Annotated in this window: 22 protein-coding genes and 2 pseudogenes; 11 read left to right on the forward strand and 13 right to left on the reverse strand. The window is 55.0% G+C overall.

Features of this window, described 5'->3' with window-relative positions; all coding sequences use genetic code 11:
* The first annotated feature begins 95 nt into the window (after positions 1-95).
* Genes rpsF through rplI form a run of 4 tightly spaced genes read left to right on the forward strand, consistent with a single transcriptional unit; the run spans position 96 to position 1,535 of the window.
* Positions 96-491, forward strand: coding sequence for a 30S ribosomal protein S6 (gene rpsF / locus RT197_RS04470; RefSeq protein ID WP_039055524.1), 396 nt, complete (start codon positions 96-98; stop codon positions 489-491).
* 6 nt (positions 492-497) lie between these two features.
* Positions 498-812: a primosomal replication protein N gene (gene priB, locus RT197_RS04475; RefSeq protein ID WP_012134407.1), complete on the forward strand. Its 315-nt coding sequence runs from the start codon at positions 498-500 to the stop codon at positions 810-812.
* Positions 813-816: 4 nt separating this feature from the next.
* Complete coding sequence (rpsR, locus tag RT197_RS04480) at positions 817-1,044, forward strand: 30S ribosomal protein S18 (protein ID WP_000135199.1); 228 nt, start codon at positions 817-819, stop codon at positions 1,042-1,044.
* Positions 1,045-1,085: 41 nt separating this feature from the next.
* The gene (gene rplI / locus RT197_RS04485) at positions 1,086-1,535 is read left to right on the forward strand and encodes a 50S ribosomal protein L9 (RefSeq protein WP_312947725.1); all 450 of its coding nucleotides are present in this window, start codon (positions 1,086-1,088) and stop codon (positions 1,533-1,535) included.
* 73 nt (positions 1,536-1,608) lie between these two features.
* On the opposite strand, the gene RT197_RS04490 is transcribed toward rplI, so the two are convergent.
* The gene (locus RT197_RS04490; protein WP_312947728.1) at positions 1,609-2,247 is read right to left on the reverse strand and encodes a LysM-like peptidoglycan-binding domain-containing protein; all 639 of its coding nucleotides are present in this window, start codon (positions 2,245-2,247) and stop codon (positions 1,609-1,611) included.
* A 228-nt stretch (positions 2,248-2,475) separates the two neighbouring features.
* Here RT197_RS04490 and fklB point away from each other — a divergent pair, with 228 nt between their 5' ends.
* Together fklB and cycA are read left to right on the forward strand one after the other, a co-directional pair.
* Entirely contained in the window at positions 2,476-3,096 is a 621-nt protein-coding gene (gene fklB / locus RT197_RS04495) for an FKBP-type peptidyl-prolyl cis-trans isomerase (protein ID WP_312947730.1), read from the forward strand.
* Between the two features lie 304 nt (positions 3,097-3,400).
* Positions 3,401-4,813, forward strand: a complete 1,413-nt coding sequence (gene cycA / locus RT197_RS04500; protein ID WP_312947732.1) for a D-serine/D-alanine/glycine transporter — start codon at positions 3,401-3,403, stop codon at positions 4,811-4,813.
* Positions 4,814-4,905: 92 nt separating this feature from the next.
* Here cycA and ytfE read toward each other — a convergent pair whose 3' ends face one another.
* The 4 genes and pseudogenes from ytfE to RT197_RS04520 form a co-directional block, all read right to left on the reverse strand.
* A complete protein-coding gene (ytfE, locus tag RT197_RS04505) occupies positions 4,906-5,568 on the reverse strand; it encodes an iron-sulfur cluster repair protein YtfE (RefSeq protein WP_312947734.1) in 663 nt (220 codons plus the stop codon).
* Between the two features lie 81 nt (positions 5,569-5,649).
* Positions 5,650-6,621, reverse strand: coding sequence for a DMT family transporter (locus RT197_RS04510; protein WP_312947736.1), 972 nt, complete (start codon positions 6,619-6,621; stop codon positions 5,650-5,652).
* A 117-nt stretch (positions 6,622-6,738) separates the two neighbouring features.
* A pseudogene (locus tag RT197_RS04515) lies at positions 6,739-6,919 on the reverse strand (AraC family ligand binding domain-containing protein); the annotation flags it as partial.
* A gap of 80 nt (positions 6,920-6,999) precedes the next feature.
* Entirely contained in the window at positions 7,000-7,848 is an 849-nt protein-coding gene (locus RT197_RS04520) for an SDR family oxidoreductase (RefSeq protein ID WP_312947738.1), read from the reverse strand.
* Positions 7,849-7,935: 87 nt separating this feature from the next.
* Here RT197_RS04520 and RT197_RS04525 point away from each other — a divergent pair, with 87 nt between their 5' ends.
* Positions 7,936-8,316, forward strand: a complete 381-nt coding sequence (locus tag RT197_RS04525) for a winged helix-turn-helix transcriptional regulator (RefSeq protein ID WP_312947740.1) — start codon at positions 7,936-7,938, stop codon at positions 8,314-8,316.
* 31 nt (positions 8,317-8,347) lie between these two features.
* Here the strand turns inward: RT197_RS04525 and RT197_RS04530 are convergent, their stop codons facing one another.
* The gene (locus tag RT197_RS04530; RefSeq protein ID WP_312947743.1) at positions 8,348-10,291 is read right to left on the reverse strand and encodes a bifunctional 2',3'-cyclic-nucleotide 2'-phosphodiesterase/3'-nucleotidase; all 1,944 of its coding nucleotides are present in this window, start codon (positions 10,289-10,291) and stop codon (positions 8,348-8,350) included.
* A gap of 190 nt (positions 10,292-10,481) precedes the next feature.
* Between RT197_RS04530 and cysQ the strand changes: the two genes are divergently transcribed.
* Positions 10,482-11,225, forward strand: coding sequence for a 3'(2'),5'-bisphosphate nucleotidase CysQ (cysQ, locus tag RT197_RS04535; protein WP_312947746.1), 744 nt, complete (start codon positions 10,482-10,484; stop codon positions 11,223-11,225).
* Here the strand turns inward: cysQ and RT197_RS04540 are convergent.
* The gene (locus tag RT197_RS04540) at positions 11,215-11,772 is read right to left on the reverse strand and encodes a YtfJ family protein (protein WP_312947748.1); all 558 of its coding nucleotides are present in this window, start codon (positions 11,770-11,772) and stop codon (positions 11,215-11,217) included. The two genes, cysQ and RT197_RS04540, sit on opposite strands and share 11 nt — an antisense overlap.
* A gap of 326 nt (positions 11,773-12,098) precedes the next feature.
* Here RT197_RS04540 and RT197_RS04545 point away from each other — a divergent pair, with 326 nt between their 5' ends.
* Positions 12,099-12,305: a DUF1107 domain-containing protein gene (locus RT197_RS04545; RefSeq protein WP_312947751.1), complete on the forward strand. Its 207-nt coding sequence runs from the start codon at positions 12,099-12,101 to the stop codon at positions 12,303-12,305.
* Between the two features lie 81 nt (positions 12,306-12,386).
* Here the strand turns inward: RT197_RS04545 and RT197_RS04550 are convergent, their stop codons facing one another.
* The 5 genes and pseudogenes from RT197_RS04550 to RT197_RS04570 form a co-directional block, all read right to left on the reverse strand.
* Positions 12,387-13,724, reverse strand: a complete 1,338-nt coding sequence (locus RT197_RS04550; RefSeq protein ID WP_312947754.1) for a hemolysin family protein — start codon at positions 13,722-13,724, stop codon at positions 12,387-12,389.
* Between the two features lie 354 nt (positions 13,725-14,078).
* A pseudogene (locus RT197_RS04555) lies at positions 14,079-15,101 on the reverse strand (Gfo/Idh/MocA family protein).
* Positions 15,102-15,111: 10 nt separating this feature from the next.
* Positions 15,112-16,179: a Gfo/Idh/MocA family oxidoreductase gene (locus RT197_RS04560; protein WP_312947757.1), complete on the reverse strand. Its 1,068-nt coding sequence runs from the start codon at positions 16,177-16,179 to the stop codon at positions 15,112-15,114.
* Positions 16,176-17,360 carry a Gfo/Idh/MocA family oxidoreductase gene (locus RT197_RS04565; protein ID WP_312947759.1) on the reverse strand — a complete coding sequence of 395 codons (1,185 nt, stop codon included), beginning with the start codon at positions 17,358-17,360 and terminating at the stop codon, positions 16,176-16,178. Before RT197_RS04565 ends, RT197_RS04560 begins: the two co-directional genes overlap by 4 nt.
* A 15-nt stretch (positions 17,361-17,375) precedes the next feature.
* Positions 17,376-18,530 carry a Gfo/Idh/MocA family oxidoreductase gene (locus tag RT197_RS04570; RefSeq protein ID WP_312947761.1) on the reverse strand — a complete coding sequence of 385 codons (1,155 nt, stop codon included), beginning with the start codon at positions 18,528-18,530 and terminating at the stop codon, positions 17,376-17,378.
* Between the two features lie 191 nt (positions 18,531-18,721).
* Between RT197_RS04570 and RT197_RS04575 the strand changes: the two genes are divergently transcribed.
* Positions 18,722-19,780 carry a LacI family DNA-binding transcriptional regulator gene (locus tag RT197_RS04575; RefSeq protein ID WP_312947763.1) on the forward strand — a complete coding sequence of 353 codons (1,059 nt, stop codon included), beginning with the start codon at positions 18,722-18,724 and terminating at the stop codon, positions 19,778-19,780.
* A 360-nt stretch (positions 19,781-20,140) separates the two neighbouring features.
* Entirely contained in the window at positions 20,141-22,738 is a 2,598-nt protein-coding gene (locus RT197_RS04580) for a hypothetical protein (RefSeq protein WP_312947766.1), read from the forward strand.
* Between the two features lie 44 nt (positions 22,739-22,782).
* Here RT197_RS04580 and msrA read toward each other — a convergent pair whose 3' ends face one another.
* Positions 22,783-23,418: a peptide-methionine (S)-S-oxide reductase MsrA gene (gene msrA, locus RT197_RS04585; RefSeq protein ID WP_312947768.1), complete on the reverse strand. Its 636-nt coding sequence runs from the start codon at positions 23,416-23,418 to the stop codon at positions 22,783-22,785.
* Positions 23,419-23,554 lie beyond the last annotated feature (136 nt).

The following is a 23,554-nucleotide window of genomic DNA, read 5'->3' on the forward strand; positions in this document are numbered from 1 at the left end:
GCGTCATTTTTCAGCCGACCTTTAACACGTTCCTTGCCTCCACGGGCCTCGGCTGACCCAGACAGGAGGCTGAATAATCCGTAAGGAGCAATTCGATGCGTCATTACGAAATCGTTTTTATGGTCCATCCTGACCAGAGCGAACAGGTTCCGGGCATGATCGAGCGCTACACTGGTGCAATCACTGCAGCAGAAGGCACGATCCACCGTCTGGAAGACTGGGGCCGCCGTCAGCTGGCTTATCCGATCAACAAACTGCACAAGGCACACTACGTTCTGCTGAACGTTGAAGCGCCGCAGGAAGCGATCGATGAGCTGGAAACTAACTTCCGCTTCAACGACGCCGTTATCCGCAGCATGGTAATGCGTACTAAGCACGCTGTTACCGAAGCATCTCCGATGGTTAAAGCGAAAGACGAGCGCCGTGAGCGTCGCGATGATTTCGCAAACGAAACCGCAGATGATGCAGATGCTGGGGATTCTGAAGAGTAATTTCTGATGACCAACCGTCTGGCGTTGTCCGGCACCGTGTGCAGGATGCCCCTTCGAAAGGTCAGCCCATCAGGAATTCCTCATTGCCAGTTCGTGCTTGAGCATCGTTCTGTGCAGGAGGAAGCCGGATTTCACCGGCAGGCGTGGTGCCAAATGCCCGTTATTGTTAGCGGACACGAAAACCAGGCCATTACTCACAGTATAACGGTCGGCAGCCGCATAACCGTTCAGGGGTTCATTTCTTGCCACAAGGCAAAGAACGGCCTGAGTAAAATGGTTCTGCATGCCGAGCAGATTGAATTGATAGATTCTGGAGACTAGCCATATGGCACGTTATTTCCGTCGTCGCAAGTTCTGCCGTTTCACCGCGGAAGGCGTTCAAGAGATCGACTATAAAGACATCGCTACGCTGAAAAACTACATCACCGAAAGCGGTAAGATTGTCCCAAGCCGTATCACCGGTACCCGTGCAAAATATCAGCGTCAGCTGGCTCGCGCTATCAAACGCGCTCGCTACCTGTCTCTGCTGCCGTACACTGATCGTCATCAGTAATCGGTCACGGTCCATTAATACGACTTTGAGAGGATAAGGTAATGCAAGTTATTCTGCTTGATAAAGTAGCAAACCTGGGTAGCCTGGGTGATCAGGTTAACGTTAAAGCGGGTTATGCTCGTAACTTCCTGGTACCGCAGGGTAAAGCTGTTCCTGCTACCAAGAAAAACGTTGAATTTTTCGAAGCACGCCGTGCTGAACTGGAAGCCAAACTGGCTGACGTTCTGTCCGCTGCTGAAGCTCGCGCTGAAAAAATCAACGCACTGGAAACCGTTACTATCGCGTCTAAATCAGGCGACGAAGGTAAACTGTTCGGTTCCATCGGTACTCGCGACATCGCTGACGCTGTTACTGCAGCTGGCGTTGAAGTGGCTAAGAGCGAAGTTCGTCTGCCGAACGGCGTTCTGCGTACCACTGGCGAGCACGAAGTGAGCTTCCAGGTTCACAGCGAAGTGTTTGCTAAGCTGACTGTAAACGTAGTTGCAGAATAAGTTTTTATTCTAAGACACGCGTAAAAACGCCGACCCTGGGTCGGCGTTTTGCTTTTCTGGCGCGGGCAGGAAATTACTGCGCGCGGATAAAATTGCCGTCCGGCTGGCGGGTAAACAGCGCCTGCTGCCCGTTGCCCATATCAATCGTCAGCCCGGTCACTACGCCGCTGGCGTTCTGCCGTATCTTCACCATCTGACCTGATTGCAGGGTGCTTAGCGGCTTACCTGCGCCTTCTACTTTTGCCATCGCATAAACATCGGTCGCCGGTAAATTATGATCGCGGAATACCTGTGCCAGCGTTTTACCGGAATCGATACGGTAGGCGCGCCACTGCTGGTCGATGCCCGGCGTTGGCTGCTGCTGTTGAGGCGGCGCGGTTTGCGCCTGTGCCTGGTCGTCCGGTTGTTCCTGGACAGGTTCTGGCTCTACCGGGGCGACGGCACCGGGATCGCTGGAAGGGGCTACCAGCTGGGGTTGAGGGGCTGCTGTCGGCTGCTGACTGGAGGACGGGAGATCCAGTTGGGCATCGCGCACCACCGGCTGCGGATTGCTGTTATCGGAAGACGGAAGCAGGATACCTGTCACCACCACCAGAGCGGCGATAATAATGCCCCGACGATGCATCGGCGGAAGCGGGTCCATGAGGCGAACGTCATCCGGCGCGTGCCAGATCCTCGCCAGGGTAGTTTTTACATCAAAGCGCCCGGGCATGGCTTTCCTCCTGCTCCGCATGTTTTTGTCCTGTAGCATCAGTATAGTTGGCTAACTGCCTGATGTACGCAGCAAAGGGAAACGATGCGACACCAGAATGGGAAAACTCTTATCCGCGTATTGTTTCTGTTTCGGCGCGATTTGTCATCAACCCTGAGACAAAGTTTTACCCGATGCGACGTGGCTGCTATGCTGCCCGCTACTTAAATTGTATGAAAAGGAAAGACGATGGCCACCCCGACTTTTGACACTATCGAAGCGCAGGCAAGTTACGGTATTGGTTTACAGGTAGGACAGCAGCTGAGCGAATCCGGCCTTGAAGGACTGTTGCCGGAAGCGCTGGTTGCGGGTATCGCTGATGCGCTGGAAGGCAAGCATCCTGCCGTGCCGGTAGATGTTGTGCATCGCGCGCTGCGTGAAATTCATGAACGTGCGGATGCCGTGCGTCGCGAACGCTTCCAGGCAATGGCGGCAGACGGCGTGAAGTATCTTGAAGAGAACGGCGCGCGTGAAGGTGTGAACAGCACTGAATCCGGTCTCCAGTTCCGCGTGATTACCCAGGGCGAAGGCGCGATCCCGGCGCGTACCGACCGCGTGCGTGTGCATTACACCGGTAAACTCATCGACGGTTCCGTGTTCGACAGCTCCGTTGCCCGTGGCGAACCGGCTGAATTCCCGGTTAACGGCGTGATCCCCGGCTGGATTGAAGCGCTGACCCTGATGCCGGTTGGCTCTAAATGGGAACTGACCATCCCGCAGAATCTTGCCTACGGCGAGCGCGGCGCGGGCGCGTCCATTCCGCCATTCAGCACGCTGGTATTTGAAGTCGAGCTGCTGGAAATCCTGTAAGGATTATTCCCCTCTCTCCTGTGCGGAGGGAGGGGAAACAGTGCAAGATGCTTAAGTTTGAAAGATCGTAATACTTTATCTTGCAAATCCATTTATCAGGTGTATTTTTGTGAGCTTTCTATCATTATCACAGTGATATAACACTCACTTTAAACATAAATTTAACATTTAATTTGATTCCAGGTATTCATCCCGCCGATTCTTCCCTACTATCGATGCATCCCTGACAAGGGAAAATAAAAACACGCAATCAAAGGCCAGCAGAGCCTGAACAACACAGACAGGTACACAAGAAGATAATCACATGGTAGATCAGATAAAAGCCGCTGCTGACGAACAGGCATCCGGCGAGCAGTCTCTTCGACGTAATCTCACCAACCGACATATTCAGCTTATCGCCATCGGCGGCGCGATTGGGACCGGGCTGTTTATGGGCTCCGGGAAAACCATCAGTCTTGCCGGGCCGTCGATCATTTTTGTTTATATGATCATCGGGTTTATGCTCTTTTTCGTCATGCGCGCGATGGGCGAGCTGCTGCTGTCGAATCTGGAGTACAAATCCTTCAGCGATTTTGCGGCGGATTTGCTTGGCCCGTGGGCGGGCTATTTTACCGGCTGGACCTACTGGTTCTGCTGGGTAGTGACCGGGATGGCTGACGTGGTAGCGATCACCGCCTATGCCCAGTTCTGGTTCCCCGGACTTTCCGAGTGGGTCGCGTCGCTGGCGGTCGTCCTGCTGCTGCTGGGGCTGAATCTTGCGACGGTTAAAATGTTCGGCGAGATGGAGTTCTGGTTTGCGATGATTAAAATCGTCGCGATTGTGGCGCTGATTATCGTCGGGCTGGTCATGGTGCTGATGCATTTCCAGTCGCCGACCGGCGTCGAGGCTTCGTTTAGCCACCTGTGGGATAACGGCGGCTGGTTCCCGAAAGGCATTAGCGGCTTCTTCGCGGGCTTCCAGATTGCGGTGTTTGCTTTTGTGGGCATCGAACTGGTCGGCACCACGGCGGCGGAAACGAAAGATCCAGAGAAATCCCTGCCGCGCGCGATTAACTCGATCCCGCTGCGCATCATTATGTTCTACGTGCTGGCGCTGATTGTCATTATGTCCGTCACCCCGTGGAACTCGGTCGTGGCGAACAAAAGCCCGTTTGTCGAACTGTTTATGCTGGTGGGACTGCCTGCGGCGGCGAGCATTATTAACTTCGTGGTCCTGACCTCGGCGGCTTCCTCGGCAAACAGCGGGGTGTTCTCCACCAGCCGGATGCTTTTCGGTCTGGCGCAGGATGGCGTGGCACCGAAAAGCTTCGGCAAACTGTCCAAACGTGCGGTGCCAGCGACCGGCCTGACCTTTTCCTGCATCTGCCTGCTGGGCGGAGTGGTGCTGATTTACGTGAAGCCCGATGTGATCACCGCCTTTACGCTGGTGACGACGGTTTCGGCGATCCTGTTTATGTTCGTCTGGACCATCATCATGTGCTCATACCTGGTCTATCGCAAACAGCGTCCGCACCTGCATGCGCAGTCGATGTTTAAAATGCCGCTCGGCAAACTGATGTGCTGGGTCTGCATGGCGTTCTTTGCGTTTGTGCTGGTGCTGCTGACGCTGGAAGATGATACCCGTCAGGCGCTGCTGGTCACGCCGCTGTGGTTTGTGGTGCTCGGCGTATGCTGGCTGCTGATGGGGAAAAAGCGGCTGGCGAATTTGCGTAAGTGATCGCGGGCGTTCATGCTTCTGAACGGATAAAAAAGGCCGCTTAGCAGGCGGCCGGAGATACTATCAAAAAGGTGCCGCAGGCACCTTTTTTGTTACTCGCCCGCCAGCGCGCGCGGGAACAGAACGTTATTTTCCAGACTGATATGCTCCATCAGATCGTCAATCAGTTCATTAATGCCGTTATACATCGCTTTCCATGTCGTACAGGCTTCCGGCGGCGGCGTCACGTTTTGGGTGACGAGCTTGATCACCTCTAACAGTTCGCCCGCTTCATCATGTTCACTTTCCATCACGCTGATAGGTCCGGCGGCCTGACGGCCCATGCCCTGCTTGATCATCGGGAACAGGATCTGTTCTTCTTTCATCATATGGCTGGAGAGTTCTTCATGCAGCGCGGTAAGGTACTTCGTCAGGCCGCGCGGCACATTAGGTTTATCGGCATGAACGCGTTCTACTTTGGTTGCCTGGAGGATCAGCTCCGGCAGTTGCTCGCGATGGCGATCGTGATAGCGCACGATGATGTGATCGATGATTTCAGCCAGCGCAACGGTGCGCCAGTCTTTTTCGACCGGCTGCTCCGCCAGTTTTGCCAGTTCAGCTTCGATAGCGGCAACGTTCAGCTCCTTGCGTGAGGCAGCGCGTTCCAGCGTCTGCTTACCGCCGCAGCAGTAATCCATATCGTATTTACGAAACAGCGCGGAGGCGCGCGGAATAGAAAGCGCCAGTTCCCCTAAAGCCTGTTCACGGTAAGTCATAGCAGTGACCTCATCAGTAAAATATAAGGTGCATTTTAAATGCATCTTTGAGGATAAGGAATACCTCTTTGGGATAGTCGGCTATTTTATTTGCGTACTGAGAGGTCGGACGGTTGGCTTTTCCGGCTTTGCGCGCACCGCCATCACCACGCCGAGCACCAGCAGGACGATGCCGCTAAATGTCAGCAGCGGCGGCAGGCTCTGACGGAGCAGGAAGGTATAAAGCAGACCGGCGAGCGTTTCGAAAACAATCAGCGGACCGAGGATCACCGTCGGCAGACGCTGGCTGGCGATGTTCCAGCACAGTGCGCCAATCCAGGAACAGAGGATCGCAATCGCTACCATCAGGGTGATGAAAACCGCAGGCCGGGGGCCGAAGGGCAGGGGAAAACTGTGCGGTTGACTGCCCAGCCACAGACAGGCGGCGAGATAACCCGCCAGCGACACCGGCAGCGTGACCAGCGCCTGCGCCGTCGCCCACATCATCGGGTGCTTATCCGGGTTTTCCCGCAGCCAGCGGGCGTTGCGCAGCGCGTACCACGCCCAGCAAACCACCGCCACCAGCGCCAGCCCAATGCCGGAAGCGTAGCGCGGCCAGCTAAAAGCGGGCAGGCCATGATTTAGTTCGGCGATGTTGACGCACAGCAAACCTGCCGCAATGCACAGCAACGCCGGAGCCAGCCGCCGCCAGGGGAGTTTGCCGTCGCGCTGGCTGTAAAGCCGATTGGCAAACACCGGGATCACCACCGGCAGCGTCGCGATAATCATTGTTGACACCGGCGCGCCGGTGCGCTGGATAGCGCTCGCAAGGCAGACATAGTAGATCAGATTGCCCATCATGGTCAGCGCCAGCGCGGTCAGCCAGTCATTTTTGCTGAGTTGCTTGAGCCGGGCGCGTCCCAGCCAGGCCAGCGGTAGCGCAATCAGCCCCAGCGCCAGGTAGCGTCCCATCGACTGCAACACCGCCGGGTATTCCGGCACGATTAGCGGCCCGACGAATATCAATCCCCACATCAGCCCTGCCAGCAGGGCATACAGTACGCCGCTAATCATTCTCGTCACCTTTCCCGGATAAACGGCGAGTGTAAGCGTCAGCCCGCGCAGAATATTGTATGAGATTGCGCATTAGCGCCGGGCAACCTGCTTTTGATCGCGTACCGGAGTGATGCCGTAGCGAAAGCGTTCGGCCCCCCGCTTCAATCGCGCCAATGCCGAAGGCTTCATGGGTGTGGGGTTCAAAGGCGTAACGGGAAATATGGGCGTGATAAAGTTCAACGCCGGGGATTTGCGCCAGATGGCGAATGCGGGCGCGGTCTCTTTCATCGCTGAACTGTTCGGGAACGCCTTGCACTGGTTTTCTCCACGCGGGCCATCGCCGTATTATCGGGGATGGCCCGGTGGGATGCTACAAAAATTAACGCATTTGTAACATCAGAGAACGGCCTTCACGCTCTCCGCCAGCGATGTGGTCGGACGGCCGATCAGCGCGCTTAGCGTGTGGCTGTCGTCAAACAGGCCGCCTTTCGAGGCACCGGTATCAGAATCTGCCAGCATCTCCGCCAGGCCGTCCGGCAGGCCCACGCCTTTCAGCGCGGCGGCAAAATCGGCTTCACTGAGGTTCTGATACGCGACGTTTTTACCGCTCTGTTTGCTCAGCTCTGCGGCGAGCTGGCTTAAAGTGTACGCTTCGTCACCAGCCAGTTCGTAGACTTTCCCGGCGTGGCCCTCTTCGCTAATGACCTTCGCGGCGGCAGCGGCGTAATCGGCGCGCGTTGCGGAGGCGATTTTACCTTCGCCCGCTGCGCCGATAAACACGCCGTGCTCCAGCGCTGGCGGAGCGCTGGCAAGGTAATTTTCGGTATACCAGCCGTTACGCAGTAGCGCGTAAGAAATGCCGGATTGCGCCAGCGCGTTCTCGGTCGCAACGTGCTCAACGTGCAGCCCCAACGGTGATGTATCGGCGTGCAGCAGACTGGTATAGGCGATGAATTTCACCCCGGCAGCAGCGGCGGCGTTGATCACATTCTGATGCTGGGTGGCGCGCTGGCCCACCTCGCTTGAAGAGATCAGCAGCAGTTTTTCAACGCCCGCCAGCGCGGCGGTCAGGGCCGCTTCATCGTTATAGTCAGCCTGGCGCACGGTAACACCCTGTTCGCTTAACGCCTGCGCTTTGGCCGGGTTGCGGACAATTGCCACCAGGTCACTGGCGGTCACGGTTTTCAGGAGTTCTTTAATGACGAGCTGGCCGAGCTGACCTGTTGTACCGGTAATCGCAATCATGGTCTGTTCCTCTGTTTGTCTTGTGTTTGCTCACGCTAACACCTAAACTTACTTTTAGTAAGTACGTACAAAAAGGTAAGTATGAAAATGGCGAATTTAACCTTAAGCGAACAGTTGCGTAACGGTAATCTGTTTGCGGAACAGTGTCCGTCGCGCGATGTGCTTAAGCATGTCACCAGCCGCTGGGGGGTGCTGATCCTCGTTGCTCTGCGCGACGGCACGCATCGCTTCAGCGATCTGCGGCGCAAAATGGGCGGCGTCAGTGAAAAGATGCTGGCGCAGTCGTTACAGGCGCTGGAGATGGATGGCTTCGTGAACCGGGTGTCTTATCCGGTGGTGCCGCCACACGTGGAATATAGCCTGACGCCGCTCGGCGAGCAGGTGAGTGAAAAGGTGGCGGCGCTGGCGGACTGGATTGAACTGAATCTGCCGGAAGTGCTGGCAACGCGCGGTGAGCGTGCCGCGTAACAGCCCGGCAAGCTGCCGGGCTGCGCGACGGTTACTGCTGTAAATCCAGTTGATACACCGCGAAGCCGATGTCATCGGTGGCGACGTGATGCATCGGGTACTGCGCTTTCTCTTTGATAAACGCTGCGGCCTTATCAGACGGCGAGGTTTCAAAACGGATATCCAGCTTCACATCGCTGTGAATGGGCGCAAGACGCCAGTTATTATCCGCCGCCGGGTGGATCTCTCCGGCCCGCTTTGATTCAGCGCCAATCCACGTTGCCAGCACGGAGCGGTTTTCGTCCGGCGAGGCAAAGGCAATATGGCTGTCGCCCGTACCGGCAAACTTGCCGCCGTAAGCACGATAGTTATTGGTGGCGATCAGGAACGTCGCGCCGGGATCGATGGGCTTCCCGTTAAACGTCAAGTCTTTGATACGTTCTGCGTCGGCGTTAATCGACTGGCACTCGCCGTCATAGCGCGCGGGCTGCGTCACATCAATCTGATATTTTACGCCGTCGATCACGTCAAAATTATAGGTGCGGAAATCCTCCCAGTTAATCAGCGCCTGCGGCCGGGTACTGTGCGGATCGATTTGATTAAACTGTCCGGCAGAACATTCCAGCCACTCCTTCACCTCTTTACCCGTCGCCTTTACCACTACCAGCGTATTGGGGTACAGGTAGAGATCGGCGGCGTTGCGGAAAGTGAGCTGGCCTTTTTCCACCTCAACGAAGCTCGCCGGATCGTTTTTACGCCCGCCCGCTTTAAAAGGCGCGGCGGCAGAAAGTACCGGCAGCGACGCCAGATCCGGGTCGCCCTGAATATAGTGTTCTACATAAGCTTTTTGCGCGTTGTTCACCACCTGCACGGTCGGATCGTCCTGCACCAGTGACAGATAGCTGTACATGTTGTCGGCGGATTTACCAATCGGCTTGCTGACAAAATCGCGGGTCGCATCGTGATCGGCCTTCAGAATGCCAACCAGTTTTTCATCTTCCGCCGCGAGGGATTTTTTTGCCGCCGCATCGTAAATCGGACGCGCTTGTGCCTTGCCCTGGCTGACCTGCCACTTGCCCGTGTCGTTGCTGAGCACCAGATCGACCACGCCTAAATGATCGCCCCACATTCCCGGCATCACCGCCGGAACGCCGTTAAGGGTGCCTTTTTGCAGGTCAACGCCTTTGATACTGGCAAAATCTTTCGACGGGAAAACGGCGTGCGCGTGACCGAACATAATCGCATCCACGCCCGGCACTTCGCTGAGATAGTACACTGAGTTCTCCGCCATTGCTTTGTACGGATCGGCGGATAAACCGGAGTGAGCAATCACAACGACGATGTCCGCGCCCTGGGCGCGCATCTGCGGGATGTAGCTGCGCACGGTTTCGGTAATGTCATTGACCGTGACTTTGCCAGCAAGATTGGCTTTATCCCAGGTCATAATCTGCGGCGGCACCACGCCGATATAACCGATGCGCAGGGCGTGCGTTTTGCCATCCTGATCTTCAACCTGCGTCTCTTTGATCAGGTAAGGCGTGAACAGAGGTTTTTGCGTTTTAACATCAATCACGTTGGCGTTGACGTAGGGAAATTTCGCCCCCGCCAGCGCGTTTTTGAGATAATCGAGGCCGTAGTTAAATTCGTGATTGCCGAGGTTGCCGACGGCGTAATCCAGGGTATTCAGCGCCTTATAAACCGGGTGAATATCCCCTTTCTTCAGACCCTTTGCCGCCGCATAATCGCCGAGCGGGCTGCCCTGAATGATGTCGCCGTTATCGACCAGCACGCTGTTCTTCACTTCATGGCGGGCAGCGTTAATCAGGCTGGCGGTGCGGACCAGTCCGAATTTTTCCGTTGGCGTATCTTTGTAGTAATCAAAGTCCATCATATTACTATGCAAATCAGTGGTTTCCATAATGCGGAGATCCACCGTTGCCGCATTCACGCTCGCTGCAATCAACGTAGCCAGGAGCGTTGCACTAAACTTAATCATCAGAGGCGTCCTTTTTTCGATCTGAGGCACAAAAGAAAATGTATATACGTTTTGTTGCTTACAGAAGTGTGAATCTTGCCATGAATTGGGCTAACAAAACCGCAGTTGTTATCACAGATGGCGAATTCTTCCCTGATCGGGTATAAACAAAACAATGAGTTAACACCACTGCCATTTAGCGAGGTGGAGAATGCTACAACAACTATGTGAGCTGGCACGGAATGCGGGCGATGCGATTATGCAGGTCTATGACGGGGCACGGCCAATGGATGTGGTACGTAAAGAAGATGATTCCCCGGTCACGGCGGCGGATCTTGCCGCGCATGAGGTCATTTTGCAGGGGCTGAAAGCGCTGACGCCGGATATCCCGGTACTGTCGGAGGAAGATCCTCCGTCGTGGCAGGTGCGCCAGCACTGGCAACGTTTCTGGCTGGTCGATCCGCTCGACGGCACTAAAGAATTTATCAAACGCAACGGCGAGTTTACCGTCAATATTGCGCTGATTGAGCAGGGTAAACCGGTGATCGGCGTGGTCTATGCCCCGGTGCTGAACGTGATGTACAGCGCGGCGGAAGGAAAAGCCTGGAAAGAGGAGTGCGGGGTGCGCAACCCGATTCAGGTGCGCGACGCCCGCCCGCCGCTGGTGGTGATTAGCCGTTCTCATTCGAACGACCCGGAGTTGCAGGAATATCTCCAGCAGCTCGGCGAGCATCAGACCACGTCCATCGGCTCTTCACTGAAATTCTGTCTGGTGGCGGAAGGGCAGGCCCAACTTTATCCACGCTTTGGGCCTACCAACGCCTGGGACACCGCCGCAGGCCACGCGGTCGCCGTTGCCGCCGGGGCACACGTTCACGACTGGCAGGGCAAAACCCTGGATTACACCCCGCGTGAATCCTTCCTCAACCCCGGCTTCCGGGTATCTATTTACTAAGAAGCTGACGCAGCAGGCTAACCACCTGCTGCACTTCCTGCTGGGTCAGCGCGCCGTCTTTGGCCCACTGCACGCGACCGTCTTTATCCAGCACCACCACGGCGGACCCTTTTTCTTCCAGTTGCCAGGCCTGACGCGCAGCACCGTTGCTGTCGACAACAAACTGCGACCACGGGTAAAGCTTTTTATTGCTCTCAATGCTGCTGCGTACAAACATCGCCGAGCCGGGGATGGCATCATCGGTGTTGATGATGGTGGTGGTCTGGTACTTGTCATGCGGGAAATTCGCCGCTTTGATGGCTTCCACCAGCGTTGCGTTTTTCTCCTTGGCCGAGGTGCGACCCGCAATGTGTTGCAGGAGTCGCACTTTCCCGCTGAGCTGCGCGCTATTCCAGTTTTTGTAGCTAAACTTATCGTTACTCAGCATCAGCTCGCCGCGATCGGCGATGCCCACCGGCGGCACGCGCTGGTTTTCTTTAAAGCTATGAGCAGAAGCCAGCATCGGCAATAGCAGGCACACGGATGCCATCAGCGTTCGTAGAGTCATGGTTTTTCCTTTTTATATGCAGGTGATCCGACCACTTGGCGCGGTGATTTAAGCATAAATGCGATCAATGCCCTTTACCCGCAAGCACGATGCCAATTTGCGGTAGAGCGCACATATCCCGAAAAAAATGAATGCTTATACTGCTTTTGTTCTATGCCTAAAAAGAAAATTCTGAATAATTGTAATCAAACGGTAAATAAACTTATACACACTGTGTTACCAGGACGTTCTGGTCTATAGTCATAGGGCATTAAAATTTGCGTCTTAGAACTGTCGGTCCAAATGTGGCACCGCAAGGGCGTAATCTTCAGCAGGAGTATACAAGAATGAAAATTTTCCAACGCTACAACCCGCGTCAGGTGGCGAAGTACGTGAAGATCCTGTTCCGTGGACGGTTGTACATCAAGGACGTAGGCGCTTTTGAGTTTGATAAGGGCAAAATCCTTATCCCGAAAGTGAAGGACAAACAGCATTTTTCTGTGATGTCTGAAGTCAATCGTCAGGTGTTGCATCTGCAAACTGAGATGGCTTAATCAACGTGCTATGCAGTAAATAAAAGCAGTACATAAAAGACGGCCCCGGATGGGGCCGTTGATGTTTGTGCAGGAAGGAAATTACGCCGCGCCTTTTTCTTCCGCGTCCGGCAGCTTCGGCGTCAGCACCGTCGGTTTGCTGTCAATGCGCGTTACCAGCAGCTGATCGATACGGTAGTTATCGATATCCACCACCTCAAACTTATAGCCGGAGAATTTCACCGAGTCGGTACGTTTGGGGATTTTACGCAGCATGTACATCATAAAGCCGCCGATGGTTTCGTAGTTGCCCGACTGCGGGAAATCGTCGATGTCCAGTACGCGCATCACGTCGTCAATTGGCGTGCCGCCGTCGATGAGCCAGGAGTTTTCATCGCGGGCGACGATCTGCTCTTCCATTCCCTGACCCACCAGATCGCCCATCAGCGTGGTCATGACATCATTAAGGGTAATGATGCCAACCACCAGCGCGTACTCATTCATGATCACCGCAAAATCTTCACCCGCCGTTTTAAAACTTTCCAGCGCTTCGGAAAGGGTCAGCGTATCCGGCACAATCAGCGTATTGCGAATTTGCAGGCCGCTGCTCAGCGCCATGCTTTGATTCGCCAGCACGCGATTCAGCAGATCTTTGGAATCAACGTAGCCGATGATGTGATCGATATCGTCTTTACAAACCAGAAACTTAGAGTGCGGATGCTCCGATATTTTATTCTTCAGGCTCTGCTCATCTTCATGCAGATCGAACCAGATGATATTTTCACGTGAGGTCATAGAAGACGGAACGGTGCGCGATTCCAGTTCAAACACGTTCTCAATCAGTTCATGCTCCTGTTTACGCAGCACGCCTGCCAGCGCGCCCGCTTCCACCACCGCGTAAATATCGTCGGAAGTGATGTCGTCTTTACGCACCATCGGCAGTTTGAACAGGCGGAAAAAGTTGTTCGCCATGCCGTTAAAGAACCATACCAGCGGAGTGAAGATAAACAGGCAGAAGCGCATCGGGTTGATGATGCGCAAAGCCACGGCTTCTGGCGCAATCATACCGATGCGTTTCGGGGTCAGGTCAGCAAAGAGAATAAACATGCCGGTGACGAGGGAGAAGGAGATAATAAAGCTGAACTGTTCCGCCAGTTCCGGCGAGACAAAGTTGATCAATACGCCATAAAACGCCGGAGAAAACGCCGCATCACCGACGATACCGCCTAAAATGGCGACGGCGTTCAGACCAATTTGTACCACGGTAAAGAAAGTGCCAGGGTTCTCCTGCATTTTTAAAATGCGTTGCGCATTGATATTGCCATCATCGGCGAGAAGCTTGAGTTTTATCTTTCGTGAGGCGGCAAGTGAGATCTCAGACAGCGAGAAAAACGCACTTACGGCAATCAGGCAAAGTATTACTAAAATACTGTTTAACATATCTTATCCAGCCATAAGCCAGATCCTCGGAAGGGAAGTTTGAACGCTACGATAACCGATCCGAAGGCGCTGGATCGGCAATTTCCCGGCTAGTATAGCGTAAGGCGGGGGAAAGCTGCCAGCGGGGGTTAAAAGCCCTGACGTGGCTGTCAGGGCGAGCTTAAATTCCTGGGTTGTATAAAAGCTACCGCCAGCCAGGCGAAAGTGACGAAGAGCAGGATCGCCAGCGCCATCGTACTTTTGCGCGGCTGCACCTTCCCGCCCGCAAAAATACCTTCCCGCTGCGGCGGGGTGAACCTCTCGAAGTGGGCACCCGGCTTATTGCCGGGTGCCCTGTAATACTGAAAAATAACGTTAACGCGGAATGTTAATCCATTGTCGTAATTGCGATGAGCGGTATATAGCCTCCACAAGATGTAATGATTTAGCCGCCTGCTGAATATCGATATAATCGTTATTGTCGCCGTTCTGAACAGCCTGATAAAAGTGCGCTATTGCTTTTTGATGCCCTGCTCCCCAGTAATTTTTACCGTTATCGGTGGGCGGGTTATCGTTGGCCAGTTTTACCGGCGTATCAGCGGTAATTTGCCAGAGAATATTATCTCTTAGCTGGAGCAGCCCCTTTTCGCAGTGGATCTCCAGCAGCAGCGGGGAATCGGCGGTGTGATTATTGCTGGCCCAGAACAAACCGCGCGCGCCGTTGTACATGGCGAGGGTTGCCATTGCGCTATCTTCGTTCTCGATAGTGTCCGCCAGCGGGCCGCTGTCCACCACGCCTTTCACCCGCATGACGCCACCGGCAAACCACTGCATCAGATCCAGGGTATGGATCGCCTGATTAATCAGCAGGCTGCCGCCTTCGGTGGCAAAACGCCCGCGCCACGGGCTGTTGCTGTAGTAGTTGCCGGATCGAGACCAGGTCAGTACGGCCTTAACGCTGAGCATTTTCCCCAGCGCGTTTGACTGTAATACTTCGCGGATCGCCTGGCTGGTGGGGTTCTAGCGATTCTGATAACACACGCCCAGCCTGCACGCCGTAGCGGCAACTGCCTGCGCGATTTCAGCGACTTCGAGGCTGTTCATGCCCACCGGCTTTTCGCAAAACACCGCTTTGCCCGCCGTCAGCGCGTCGAGGATCATCGCTTTATGCTGATAGTGCGGGGTGCAGATATGCACCACGTCAATGGCATCATCGCGCAGCATTTCCCGGTAGTCATGATAAAAGTGGCAGCCGTAGGCCATCGCCAGCGTTTGTCCTTTTTCGACCTGGGTATCAACAATCGCCCGCAGGGCGGCTCCCGGCGTATGCAGGAGCGCTTCAACGTGGCAGATATGGATTGCGCCGCAGCCGATAATCGCCGCGTTCAGGGTTCGCATGGCCTTCTCCTTAGCGCACCGCATTCGCCAGCATCTGCGCTTTCACGCACAGCTCGGCGGCTTTGAAAGTGTGTGCCTGGCTCATCGCGTTTTCGCTGCGGTTGAGGCAGTCTCTGATGAGTTCGCCAAAGAAGGGGAAGCCCACTTTGCCCGCCACCGGGTAGCGAAATTCGCCGTCTTTATTGACCAGATAGACCACATCCTGTTCGCCACGGGTGATATCGACGTATTTGCGGATTTCGATATAGCCTTCGGTGCCGAGCAGAGTCAGGCGTCCGTCGCCCCAGCTGGAAAGGCCATCCGGCGTAAACCAGTCGCAGCGAAAATAGCCGGTTGCGCCGTTATCGCCCGCCAGCATGGCATCACCAAAATCTTCAAACTGCGGATATTGCGGATGGTTGACGTTACGCACCTGGCTTGCCACCACATGCGCGTCGCTATTGTCGGTATAAAACAGAAATTGTTCAATTTGATGGCTGCCGATATCGCACAAAATACCGCCAAAAAAGGCTTTCTCATAGAACCAGTCCGGGCGGCCCTGGCCTTCGCGGTGCGGCCCCACGCCGAGCGTCTGCATGACGCGTCCGATAGCGCCGTCCTGGACCAGTTGCCCGACAAAGACGGCGCTTTCAACGTGCAGGCGTTCGCTGTAGTAGACGGCGTATTTCCGCCCGGTTTCCGCCACCTTGCGCTTCGCGGCATCCAGTTGCGCCAGGGTGGTCAGTGGCGCCTTGTCGGTAAAATAATCCTTGCCCGCGTCCATCACCTTCAGGCCCAGCGCGCAGCGTTCTGACGGAATGGCTGCGCCCGCGACAAGCTGGACGTGTTGATCCTGAAGAATGGTTTCCAGAGACTCGGCGATTTGCACCGTCGGATACTGGCGCCCAAAGGCTTCTGTTTTTGCCGGGTCGGGGTCGTATACCCATTTCAGGGTTGCACCCGCTTCGATGAGTCCGTTGCACATGCCGTAGATATGGCCGTGATCGAGCGCGGCGGCGGCGATAATAAACTCTCCCGCCTGTACCACTGGCTGAGGCTTACCCTTCGGGGCATAGTTCATGCCATCATTTATGCTCATTTTTGTACTCCTGTATCCAGATCTTTGCCCAGCGGGATCGCGCCTACTTCACTGAAGTTTTCCACTGAGGCAGCTTTTTCGTAGAAGTGCGGAGCCAGCGACAGCAGTCCGCCGGTCCGGTAGTAAGGGTCGTCGGAGCGGATGGGCAGTGACACCACCTGGCGGGTAATGGACGATTTATAAATCGCAGTGATGAGTTCCAGCGAGAGCTTGCCCTGAACGCCGTCGATCAGCGGCGGAATATTGCGTTCTGTGGCGGTGAGCAGATTGTCGATTTGTCCGCTGTGCAACGTCCAGGTCAGCGCTGGCGTCGCCTGAACGACCGCATTCAGACGCGCTTCGCGTTCGGTATCACGCGCATTTTGCGGAAAGCCATTATCGGCAGAGACGCTGGCCCATACCTTCCATGGTGCAGAAATCCGCGCTTTGTCGCCCTGAATAACGATTTTCTGATCTTCACCGTGATGCACCACTGAGGCGGTAAGCTGCGTCAGCGCACCGCCGGGATAGCGGAAAATGGCGGCGGAGAGATCTTCCACCTCGGCGTTGTCATGCGCTACGTTGGTCATCATTGCCACCACTTCCGACGGAAAGCCCAGCATCCACTGGATGGCATCAATGTGATGCACCGCATGATTAAGCGTGCAGCCGCCGCCTTCTTTCTCCCACGTTCCGCGCCACCACAGATCGTAATAGCAGTGTCCGCGCCACCAGAAAGAATCGACCTGCGCATGGCAAATTTTCCCCAGCTCGCCGGAATCTACCGCTTTCTTCAGCCGCCAGAAGGCGTCGGTGAAGCGGTTTTGCGCAATGATCGACAGAATTTTGCCGCTTTTCTTCTGCGCGGCGATCATCGCATCGCACTCCTGTAACGAGGCGGCCATCGGTTTTTCGCACAGGACGTGCTTCCCGGCGTTCAGAGCGTTAATGGAGATGTCGGCGTGAACATATGGCGGCGTACAGACGTCAACAATATCGACACCTGTTTCGGCTTCCAGCATCTCCTCGTGGCTGCTGTAAACCGTCGCCGCTGTCAGGCCGTAGCGCTGCTTTTTCTTCTCGGCTTTTTCCGGGTAAATATCGACCAGCGCGACAATGTTGCAGCGGTCGGCAAACTGTAAATAGCTCTGAATATGGTTGTGGGAAATATTCCCGGTTCCCACGATGGCGATGTTGAGCATGTGCTGTCCCCTTATTTACCAGCTGCCGGAAGCGTCCAGCGTGCGGCTTTCGGTTGTTTTTTCAACGGAAGTGGCGATCTGCTGCTGTAACAGCGCGTAGTAGCGGGCTTCATCAATCGGCAGCGCGACCCAGTCGTCCAGCCACGTGGAGAGATGCATAGCGTTGGAGAGCGTCAGGCCGTTGATCCCTTCCTGACCGGGCGCAATCAGCGGCGTTCCGTGCAGAACGGCGGCGGTAAAGTTCGCGGTGATGACGTGATGATCGCTGCATTCCGGGCCGGTCGGGACCGAAACTTCCCAGCATTCCGGCTCGCCGAAACCATTCTCCCAGCGGGCGTTGAACTCGGTTTCTGATTCACGCAGTCGCCAGAAGCGTAATTTGCCCTCTTCGACGACGATCTTGCCGCGATCGCCAGCGATTTCCAGACGATTGGTCCCCGGCGCTTCGGCGGTGGTAGTAATAAATACCCCCGTTGCGCCGTTGGCGTATTCGGCGTAAGCGGTCACTTCGTTTTCGACTTCAATCTGGCGATGCTTACCAAACTGGCAGAAGGCGCGCACCCGTACCGGCATTCCGACCAGCCACTGCCAGAGGTCGAGCTGGTGCGGGTCCTGATTCAGCAGCACGCCGCCGCCTTCGCCTTTCCACGTCGCGCGCCAGCCGCCGGAATTGTAATAGCTCTGCGAGCGATACCAGTTGGTGATGATCCAGTTGGAGCGGCGGATTTCGCCCAGCTCACCGCTCACAATCAGATCTTTTACTTTCTGGTACAGCGGGTTAGGGCGCTGATTAAACATCATCCCGAAGACCACATCGCACTGCCGGGCGAACGCATTCATTTCACGGACCTGCGCGGTATAAACGCCCGCGGGTTTTTCGCACAGCGTATGGATGCCGTGACGCATCGCCAGCATTGACAGCTCCGGGTGCGCGTAATGCGGCGTGGAGACAATGACCGCGTCAATCAGGCCGCTCTCCAGCAGCGATTGCGCATCGTTGAAAATCGGCATCTCGTTGCCGACCAGCTTGCGGATGGCGTTATGCTTCGCCGGATTGTTATCGCACACTGCGGTCAGGCGAGCGTCGGGAACTGTACCTGCCAGTAAATAACGCGCGTGGACCGTGCCGATATTACCCACGCCGATAATGCCAAAACGAACGCTTTCCATGTCACACCTTATATTTGCTGAAATAAGTCATGTCGCGAAAATATGTAAGGGCATGGGGGAGGACAAACACAATTTGTGAGAATGCTCGCAGAGATACGAAGAACTTGCGCAATGTCTGATGAAAGCGCTTTAAAATCATTGGATTGTTTCTGCAAATATTTGCAGATATTGATTGGGAGCGGGGTCACATAATGGCTGGCAGGCTAAAAATGGATGAAATTGCGGTGGCTACCGGCTATTCGATCAGTACCGTCTCGCGCGTGCTAAGTGGAAAATCCTATACCAGCGAAAAAGCGCGCGAAGCCATCGTGCAATGCGCCCGAAAACTGGGCGTGCTGGATGAACTGAGTAGCGGCAGATTGTACGTTAACGGCATTGCCGTTTTCGCACCGGGCCGCACCTTTACCGCACGCGGCGACGTTTTTTATCATGAAGTGACGAAGGGCATTGCCGACGCCACTGCCGCCCACGATGTCTACCTCAGCTACTGCGGGCTGGAAGAGCAGCGCCCGGATTTAAAACTGTTTCTCGACCGGGCCAGTAATAAAAATATCAACGCCATTATTATTATCGGCACTGACGATCCGACTATTTTCAAACTGGCAGCAACCCTCAATAAACCCTGCGTGCTGATTAACTCTGTTGACCGCGAGATGCAGCTGGACTGCGTATCGCCCGATCACCGGGCGATTGGCTACAGCGCCGCGCGTTATCTGTTTGAGCGCGGCTATCGGCGCATTATCTCGTTAACCTGCCTGCGGCGCGAGACGCTGTACGCGCGGCTGGAGGGGATCAAAGAGGCTTATCGCGACTACCGCACGCCGTTCGATCCGCAGCACGATTTGCTGATCACCGAGGCGTTTTCACCGGATGAGGCGGAATCGGCGATGGATACCTGGCTGTCCGCCCATCCCCGCGAACACTGGCCGGAAGCGATTTTATGCGGCTGCGCGGAAATGGCGATTGGCGTGCAGCGCGCGCTGGACAGGCACGGGTTGCGGATGCCGGAAGATATTTCCCTGCTGGTCACTGATTTTGCCTGGCATCTGGAAAAAAGAATGCGCCATCCCGTCACCGGCATCGCCGTTCCCTGCCGCGAGCTGGGCGTCGAGGCGGTGCATCTGCTGCAAAACCGCCTTAACCGCCCGCAGGCAGCGGTGTTTAATTTGCTGCTACAGGGAAGGGTGCTGGAGTACGGTACGGTGCTGAATGCGACGAGATATGCGGCGCGGGCTGAGCAGGCGGGTTAATACGCGCGCCCGTGAACGAACGGGCGTATTATTTTGTGCCAGTAAAATCATGATCTCAGCCATTAAGATGAGCACAATAATTTATCAACATTATTCTCATTACTGACCTCATTTTTATCATTGATTAACGAAATTCGCACTGTGGAATAGATTATCGCAGGTGCCCCAGATGATATTCACTCATAAAATATCATCGCCACAGAATAATAGATGTATTTTTATTTATCCCGGATTATAACTAAAAGTGCCTGAATAGCGAATAGATGGCAGTCGATATCTTTATAACTAAAGCGAGCCAGATATCGCATTACAAGGTAAACCCTCCATTTCTTTATTACCCACATTTAGCAGGGACAGAAAATGCAATTAGATTTCACGCTTAATTTTAATAACGATACCTGGTATCCAACCTTAGATATCACCGACTTTAAAGCAAAAGCCGGTGCCGGTATTGATATCAAAGAAAAAATGGTCCTGACCTTCAGCGCGCCGGGAAAAATCACTGAAGGCGATATTACGATTTCTACTAACCCGTGGCGCGAATTAAAAACGCAGATTGAATCGACCGAAGTCTCCAACGGCGTTTTTGATATCAAACTGACCATTACCGCAGCGGATGGCGGTGCGATTGGCAACGCGATTGCCCAGATCCATATGGGCGTTAACGTCTCTTCCGACGCTGCGCCAAAATGGTCCTCGTTCAAAGACTCCTTCACCGTTGCGGCGGACGAAGAAACCAGCGTCGCGGGCGAACTGGTCGTCAACTGTGCCGCGCTTCCTGCCGGGCTGGAAAAGTCTGTGCTGGAACTGGTGCTGGTGCGCGGGGAGAAAAAAGAAATTCTGCACCCGAAAGCAGGGATGAATACGTTTTCTGTTAACGCGGGAACCTGGATCGCCACGGTCGCTGAATTACGTACTGCGGAAGGTACGGTTCGCGCAGCGGTGAAGCTGAGTGCCTCTGAGGTTATTATCAACAAAGGCCAGCGCAGCCAGTTGGATATTAGTTTTGCCCGCACTGAACGCAGCACCACTCTGGATGTAGCGGTGAATTTACCTGCGTCTCATGCGCTGTATGGTGAAGATCTGAACGTGGTATGTCTGGAAAACGGCATTGAAAAACTGCGTTTCACCATGCGTGCTGGTCAAAAACAGCGTCTGGAAAATCTGCCGATTCAGGGTAATTATTCGGTGCGCATCCATGACGTTCACCTGAATAATATTCACTATGTTTTTGCGGCGGCCAACGGCGCGCTGGATAACAAGCTCCACGATATTGTTTTTAGCGATGCGCAGATCCGCCAGAACGATGAAACCCAGGCGGGTTCCGCAAAACTGACCATTAAAGTGAATGCCGTTAAAGCGGTTGCTGCGGCGTTTGATTTACGTCTGATTGGCGCGGATGCGCGTCAGTATCTGTTTGCCGGTCTGCCGATGCAATCCGGTAGCCACGCTCCGTCCGTCACGCTGGCGCAGGGCTATTATCAGATTATTGCTGCCACGGTGATCCACGACGGCGTGGTGCATTATATTGACGTCGCTTCGCAGACGCTGCGCGTTGAAAACGGTTCGCCGCTGACGTTAACACTGACCGTCACCGAAGGCGCAAATCTGCGCGTGAAGGGATTCCCTGACTTCCTGAGCTTTGGCGGTTGCGCTGATATGTCGCCGTCTAACGTGGAAGATTTTGCGGAAGCCCGCATTTCCTCGCTGTTTAAATATTCCGGTGATGACGGTATGGGCGATGCATCCGGCTACCTCGATCCGGCAAAAGAGCCGACGACCAAAATTATTCAGATGGCGCGCGATGTAGAAGCAAAAACCGGCGATAAGGTGCTGCCGGTGATGGTTTCGTACACCTGCAACCTGTCGCTGGGCGACGTAGAGCGCATCATTGACGATCCGGTTCGTCATCAGTTCAGCTTTGCTAACTTTATTCAGGCGCTGCAAATGGCGCAGGCGATGAAAGATGACGCGCATCCGGTACCGGCTGGGTTTATTGTTAACCCGGATTATCTCGGTGAATGCCAGAAGTACGGTTTCTCCCCGGATTACCCGATCCCGGTACGTAAGCCGCTGGCAGAGGCACTGGCGCATCATGGCATCAACATTGCGGTTCCGGCAGGGATCACCGATACCCTGAAAGGCTATATCAAAGGCGTCAACTGGATGGTTCGCGCGATCGCGCCGGATGTCGTGCTGGGCTGGCAGCTTAACCTGTGGAGCGTCGGCGGTTCACAGTGGGTTTACAACGACTTTACCTACGACGACGTATTCGATCCGATTGACGGCGCGAAGAAGAAAATGACCATCACGCCTGAACTGGCCGGTAAACTCTCCGCCCAGTACGCTCTGCTGGTTGGCGTGTTTGAGGATACGGAATATACCCGTGCCGACGGCATCAAAGCTATCGCTAAGGGCGCGGATTTTATGGCCGCTGACCGCTATGAAGCAGATGATTTCACTGCCCGCGCCTACAAAAACGGCTACTGCTATACGCCGTATGAGTGGGATCGGACTTTCGATTTCTGCGCGTCGCTGAGCCGTCATTTACGTCAGCCCGTGCTGCCGTGGCAGGTTCCGGCCAGCCGTCTGGCAACGGTTTCAGAGCAGGTCGGCGAGCTGGAAGAGCAGTTCTGGGGAACGGGCGGCAGCTACCTGATGGGCCACCCGGAAATCGGTAACTCTGTGGCGGCAATTAACGCCGATCTGCTTAATATCGAATTCCTCGACGCTCACGCTGGCATGATGGGCCACAATGCGCAGGAGCTGTTCAGCCGTCACCAGTGGGATTTCACCGAGCCGAAGTACATTGATTTCCCGTCACGCGGTATTTTCCACGTGCAGGTTGGCGGCGGCGCGACCACCGGTGTGGTGAGCGCGGTAAACCGCAACAGTAGCCGCTGGATGCGTGCGAAGCTGAAAGCTTACCGCGATCAGCCGGTTAAGTTTGGTCAGTAATTCCTTCTGATAACGTTACCCGCCGGAAGGCGGGTAACTCTTCATTACTGCGGTGGCAAACACACGCCAATCCCGCCGATCCCGCAATACCCGTACGGATTCTTATGCAGATACTGCTGGTGATCGTCTTCCGCATAGTAGAACGGCGTCGCCGTTTTAATTTCGGTGGTGACGTGACGATCGTCGCCCGCTGCGCGCATTGCCGACTGGAAACGCTCCAGGCTGGCATGGGCGGCTGCATCCTGTTCCGGCGTTAACGGATAAATCGCGGAGCGATACTGGGTGCCGTGATCGTTGCCCTGACGCATTCCCTGAGCCGGATCGTGATTTTCCCAGAACACCTGAAGCAGTTGCTCGTAGCTGGTGATGGCAGGATCGTAGACCACGCGTACTGCTTCGGCATGACCGGTTTGCCCGGAGCAGACTTCCCGGTAGGTCGGGTTTGGCGTATAGCCGCCGCAGTAGCCCGCCGCAGTGCTGTAAACGCCGGGCAGCACCCAGAAGAGGCGCTCGACGCCCCAGAAGCAGCCCATCGCAAAGATCGCGATCTCCATCCCGTCCGGCACGTTGGTCATTGAGTGTTGATTGACCGCATGAAGCGTGGCGACCGGCATGGGCGTGTTGCGTCCGGGCAGCGCATCGGCCTGAGAAACCACCTCTTTTTTGTCGAATAAACTCATGATGCTGTTCTCCCGAAACAGAAATTGTCGTTAGGGTTGTAACGAAGCGTGTCTTTTAACACAATAAACACGCTGAATCAGTCTAGATTTAAACATAAGAAATATTTGGGATGTTGTCTGTTTTTCAAGCCTGATT

This window comes from Superficieibacter sp., assembly GCF_032071645.1.
Classification (GTDB): Bacteria; Pseudomonadota; Gammaproteobacteria; order Enterobacterales; family Enterobacteriaceae; genus Superficieibacter.

Bases quoted from the DNA above. Each gene is read 5' to 3' on its own strand.
- msrA (WP_312947768.1), bottom strand. From the start codon at position 23,418: ATGAGTTTATTCGACAAAAAAGAGGTGGTTTCTCAGGCCGATGCGCTG.
- RT197_RS04525 (WP_312947740.1), top strand. From the start codon at position 7,936: ATGGCGAATTTAACCTTAAGCGAACAGTTGCGTAACGGTAATCTGTTT.
- rplI (WP_312947725.1), top strand. From the start codon at position 1,086: ATGCAAGTTATTCTGCTTGATAAAGTAGCAAACCTGGGTAGCCTGGGT.
- priB (WP_012134407.1), top strand. From the start codon at position 498: ATGACCAACCGTCTGGCGTTGTCCGGCACCGTGTGCAGGATGCCCCTT.
- RT197_RS04545 (WP_312947751.1), top strand. From the start codon at position 12,099: ATGAAAATTTTCCAACGCTACAACCCGCGTCAGGTGGCGAAGTACGTG.
- ytfE (WP_312947734.1), bottom strand. From the start codon at position 5,568: ATGACTTACCGTGAACAGGCTTTAGGGGAACTGGCGCTTTCTATTCCG.
- RT197_RS04575 (WP_312947763.1), top strand. From the start codon at position 18,722: ATGGCTGGCAGGCTAAAAATGGATGAAATTGCGGTGGCTACCGGCTAT.
- RT197_RS04550 (WP_312947754.1), bottom strand. From the start codon at position 13,724: ATGTTAAACAGTATTTTAGTAATACTTTGCCTGATTGCCGTAAGTGCG.
- fklB (WP_312947730.1), top strand. From the start codon at position 2,476: ATGGCCACCCCGACTTTTGACACTATCGAAGCGCAGGCAAGTTACGGT.
- cysQ (WP_312947746.1), top strand. From the start codon at position 10,482: ATGCTACAACAACTATGTGAGCTGGCACGGAATGCGGGCGATGCGATT.
- RT197_RS04520 (WP_312947738.1), bottom strand. From the start codon at position 7,848: ATGATTGCGATTACCGGTACAACAGGTCAGCTCGGCCAGCTCGTCATT.
- cycA (WP_312947732.1), top strand. From the start codon at position 3,401: ATGGTAGATCAGATAAAAGCCGCTGCTGACGAACAGGCATCCGGCGAG.
- rpsR (WP_000135199.1), top strand. From the start codon at position 817: ATGGCACGTTATTTCCGTCGTCGCAAGTTCTGCCGTTTCACCGCGGAA.
- RT197_RS04580 (WP_312947766.1), top strand. From the start codon at position 20,141: ATGCAATTAGATTTCACGCTTAATTTTAATAACGATACCTGGTATCCA.
- RT197_RS04510 (WP_312947736.1), bottom strand. From the start codon at position 6,621: ATGATTAGCGGCGTACTGTATGCCCTGCTGGCAGGGCTGATGTGGGGA.
- RT197_RS04490 (WP_312947728.1), bottom strand. From the start codon at position 2,247: ATGCCCGGGCGCTTTGATGTAAAAACTACCCTGGCGAGGATCTGGCAC.
- RT197_RS04570 (WP_312947761.1), bottom strand. From the start codon at position 18,530: ATGGAAAGCGTTCGTTTTGGCATTATCGGCGTGGGTAATATCGGCACG.
- RT197_RS04530 (WP_312947743.1), bottom strand. From the start codon at position 10,291: ATGATTAAGTTTAGTGCAACGCTCCTGGCTACGTTGATTGCAGCGAGC.
- rpsF (WP_039055524.1), top strand. From the start codon at position 96: ATGCGTCATTACGAAATCGTTTTTATGGTCCATCCTGACCAGAGCGAA.
- RT197_RS04540 (WP_312947748.1), bottom strand. From the start codon at position 11,772: ATGACTCTACGAACGCTGATGGCATCCGTGTGCCTGCTATTGCCGATG.
- RT197_RS04560 (WP_312947757.1), bottom strand. From the start codon at position 16,179: ATGAGCATAAATGATGGCATGAACTATGCCCCGAAGGGTAAGCCTCAG.
- RT197_RS04565 (WP_312947759.1), bottom strand. From the start codon at position 17,360: ATGCTCAACATCGCCATCGTGGGAACCGGGAATATTTCCCACAACCAT.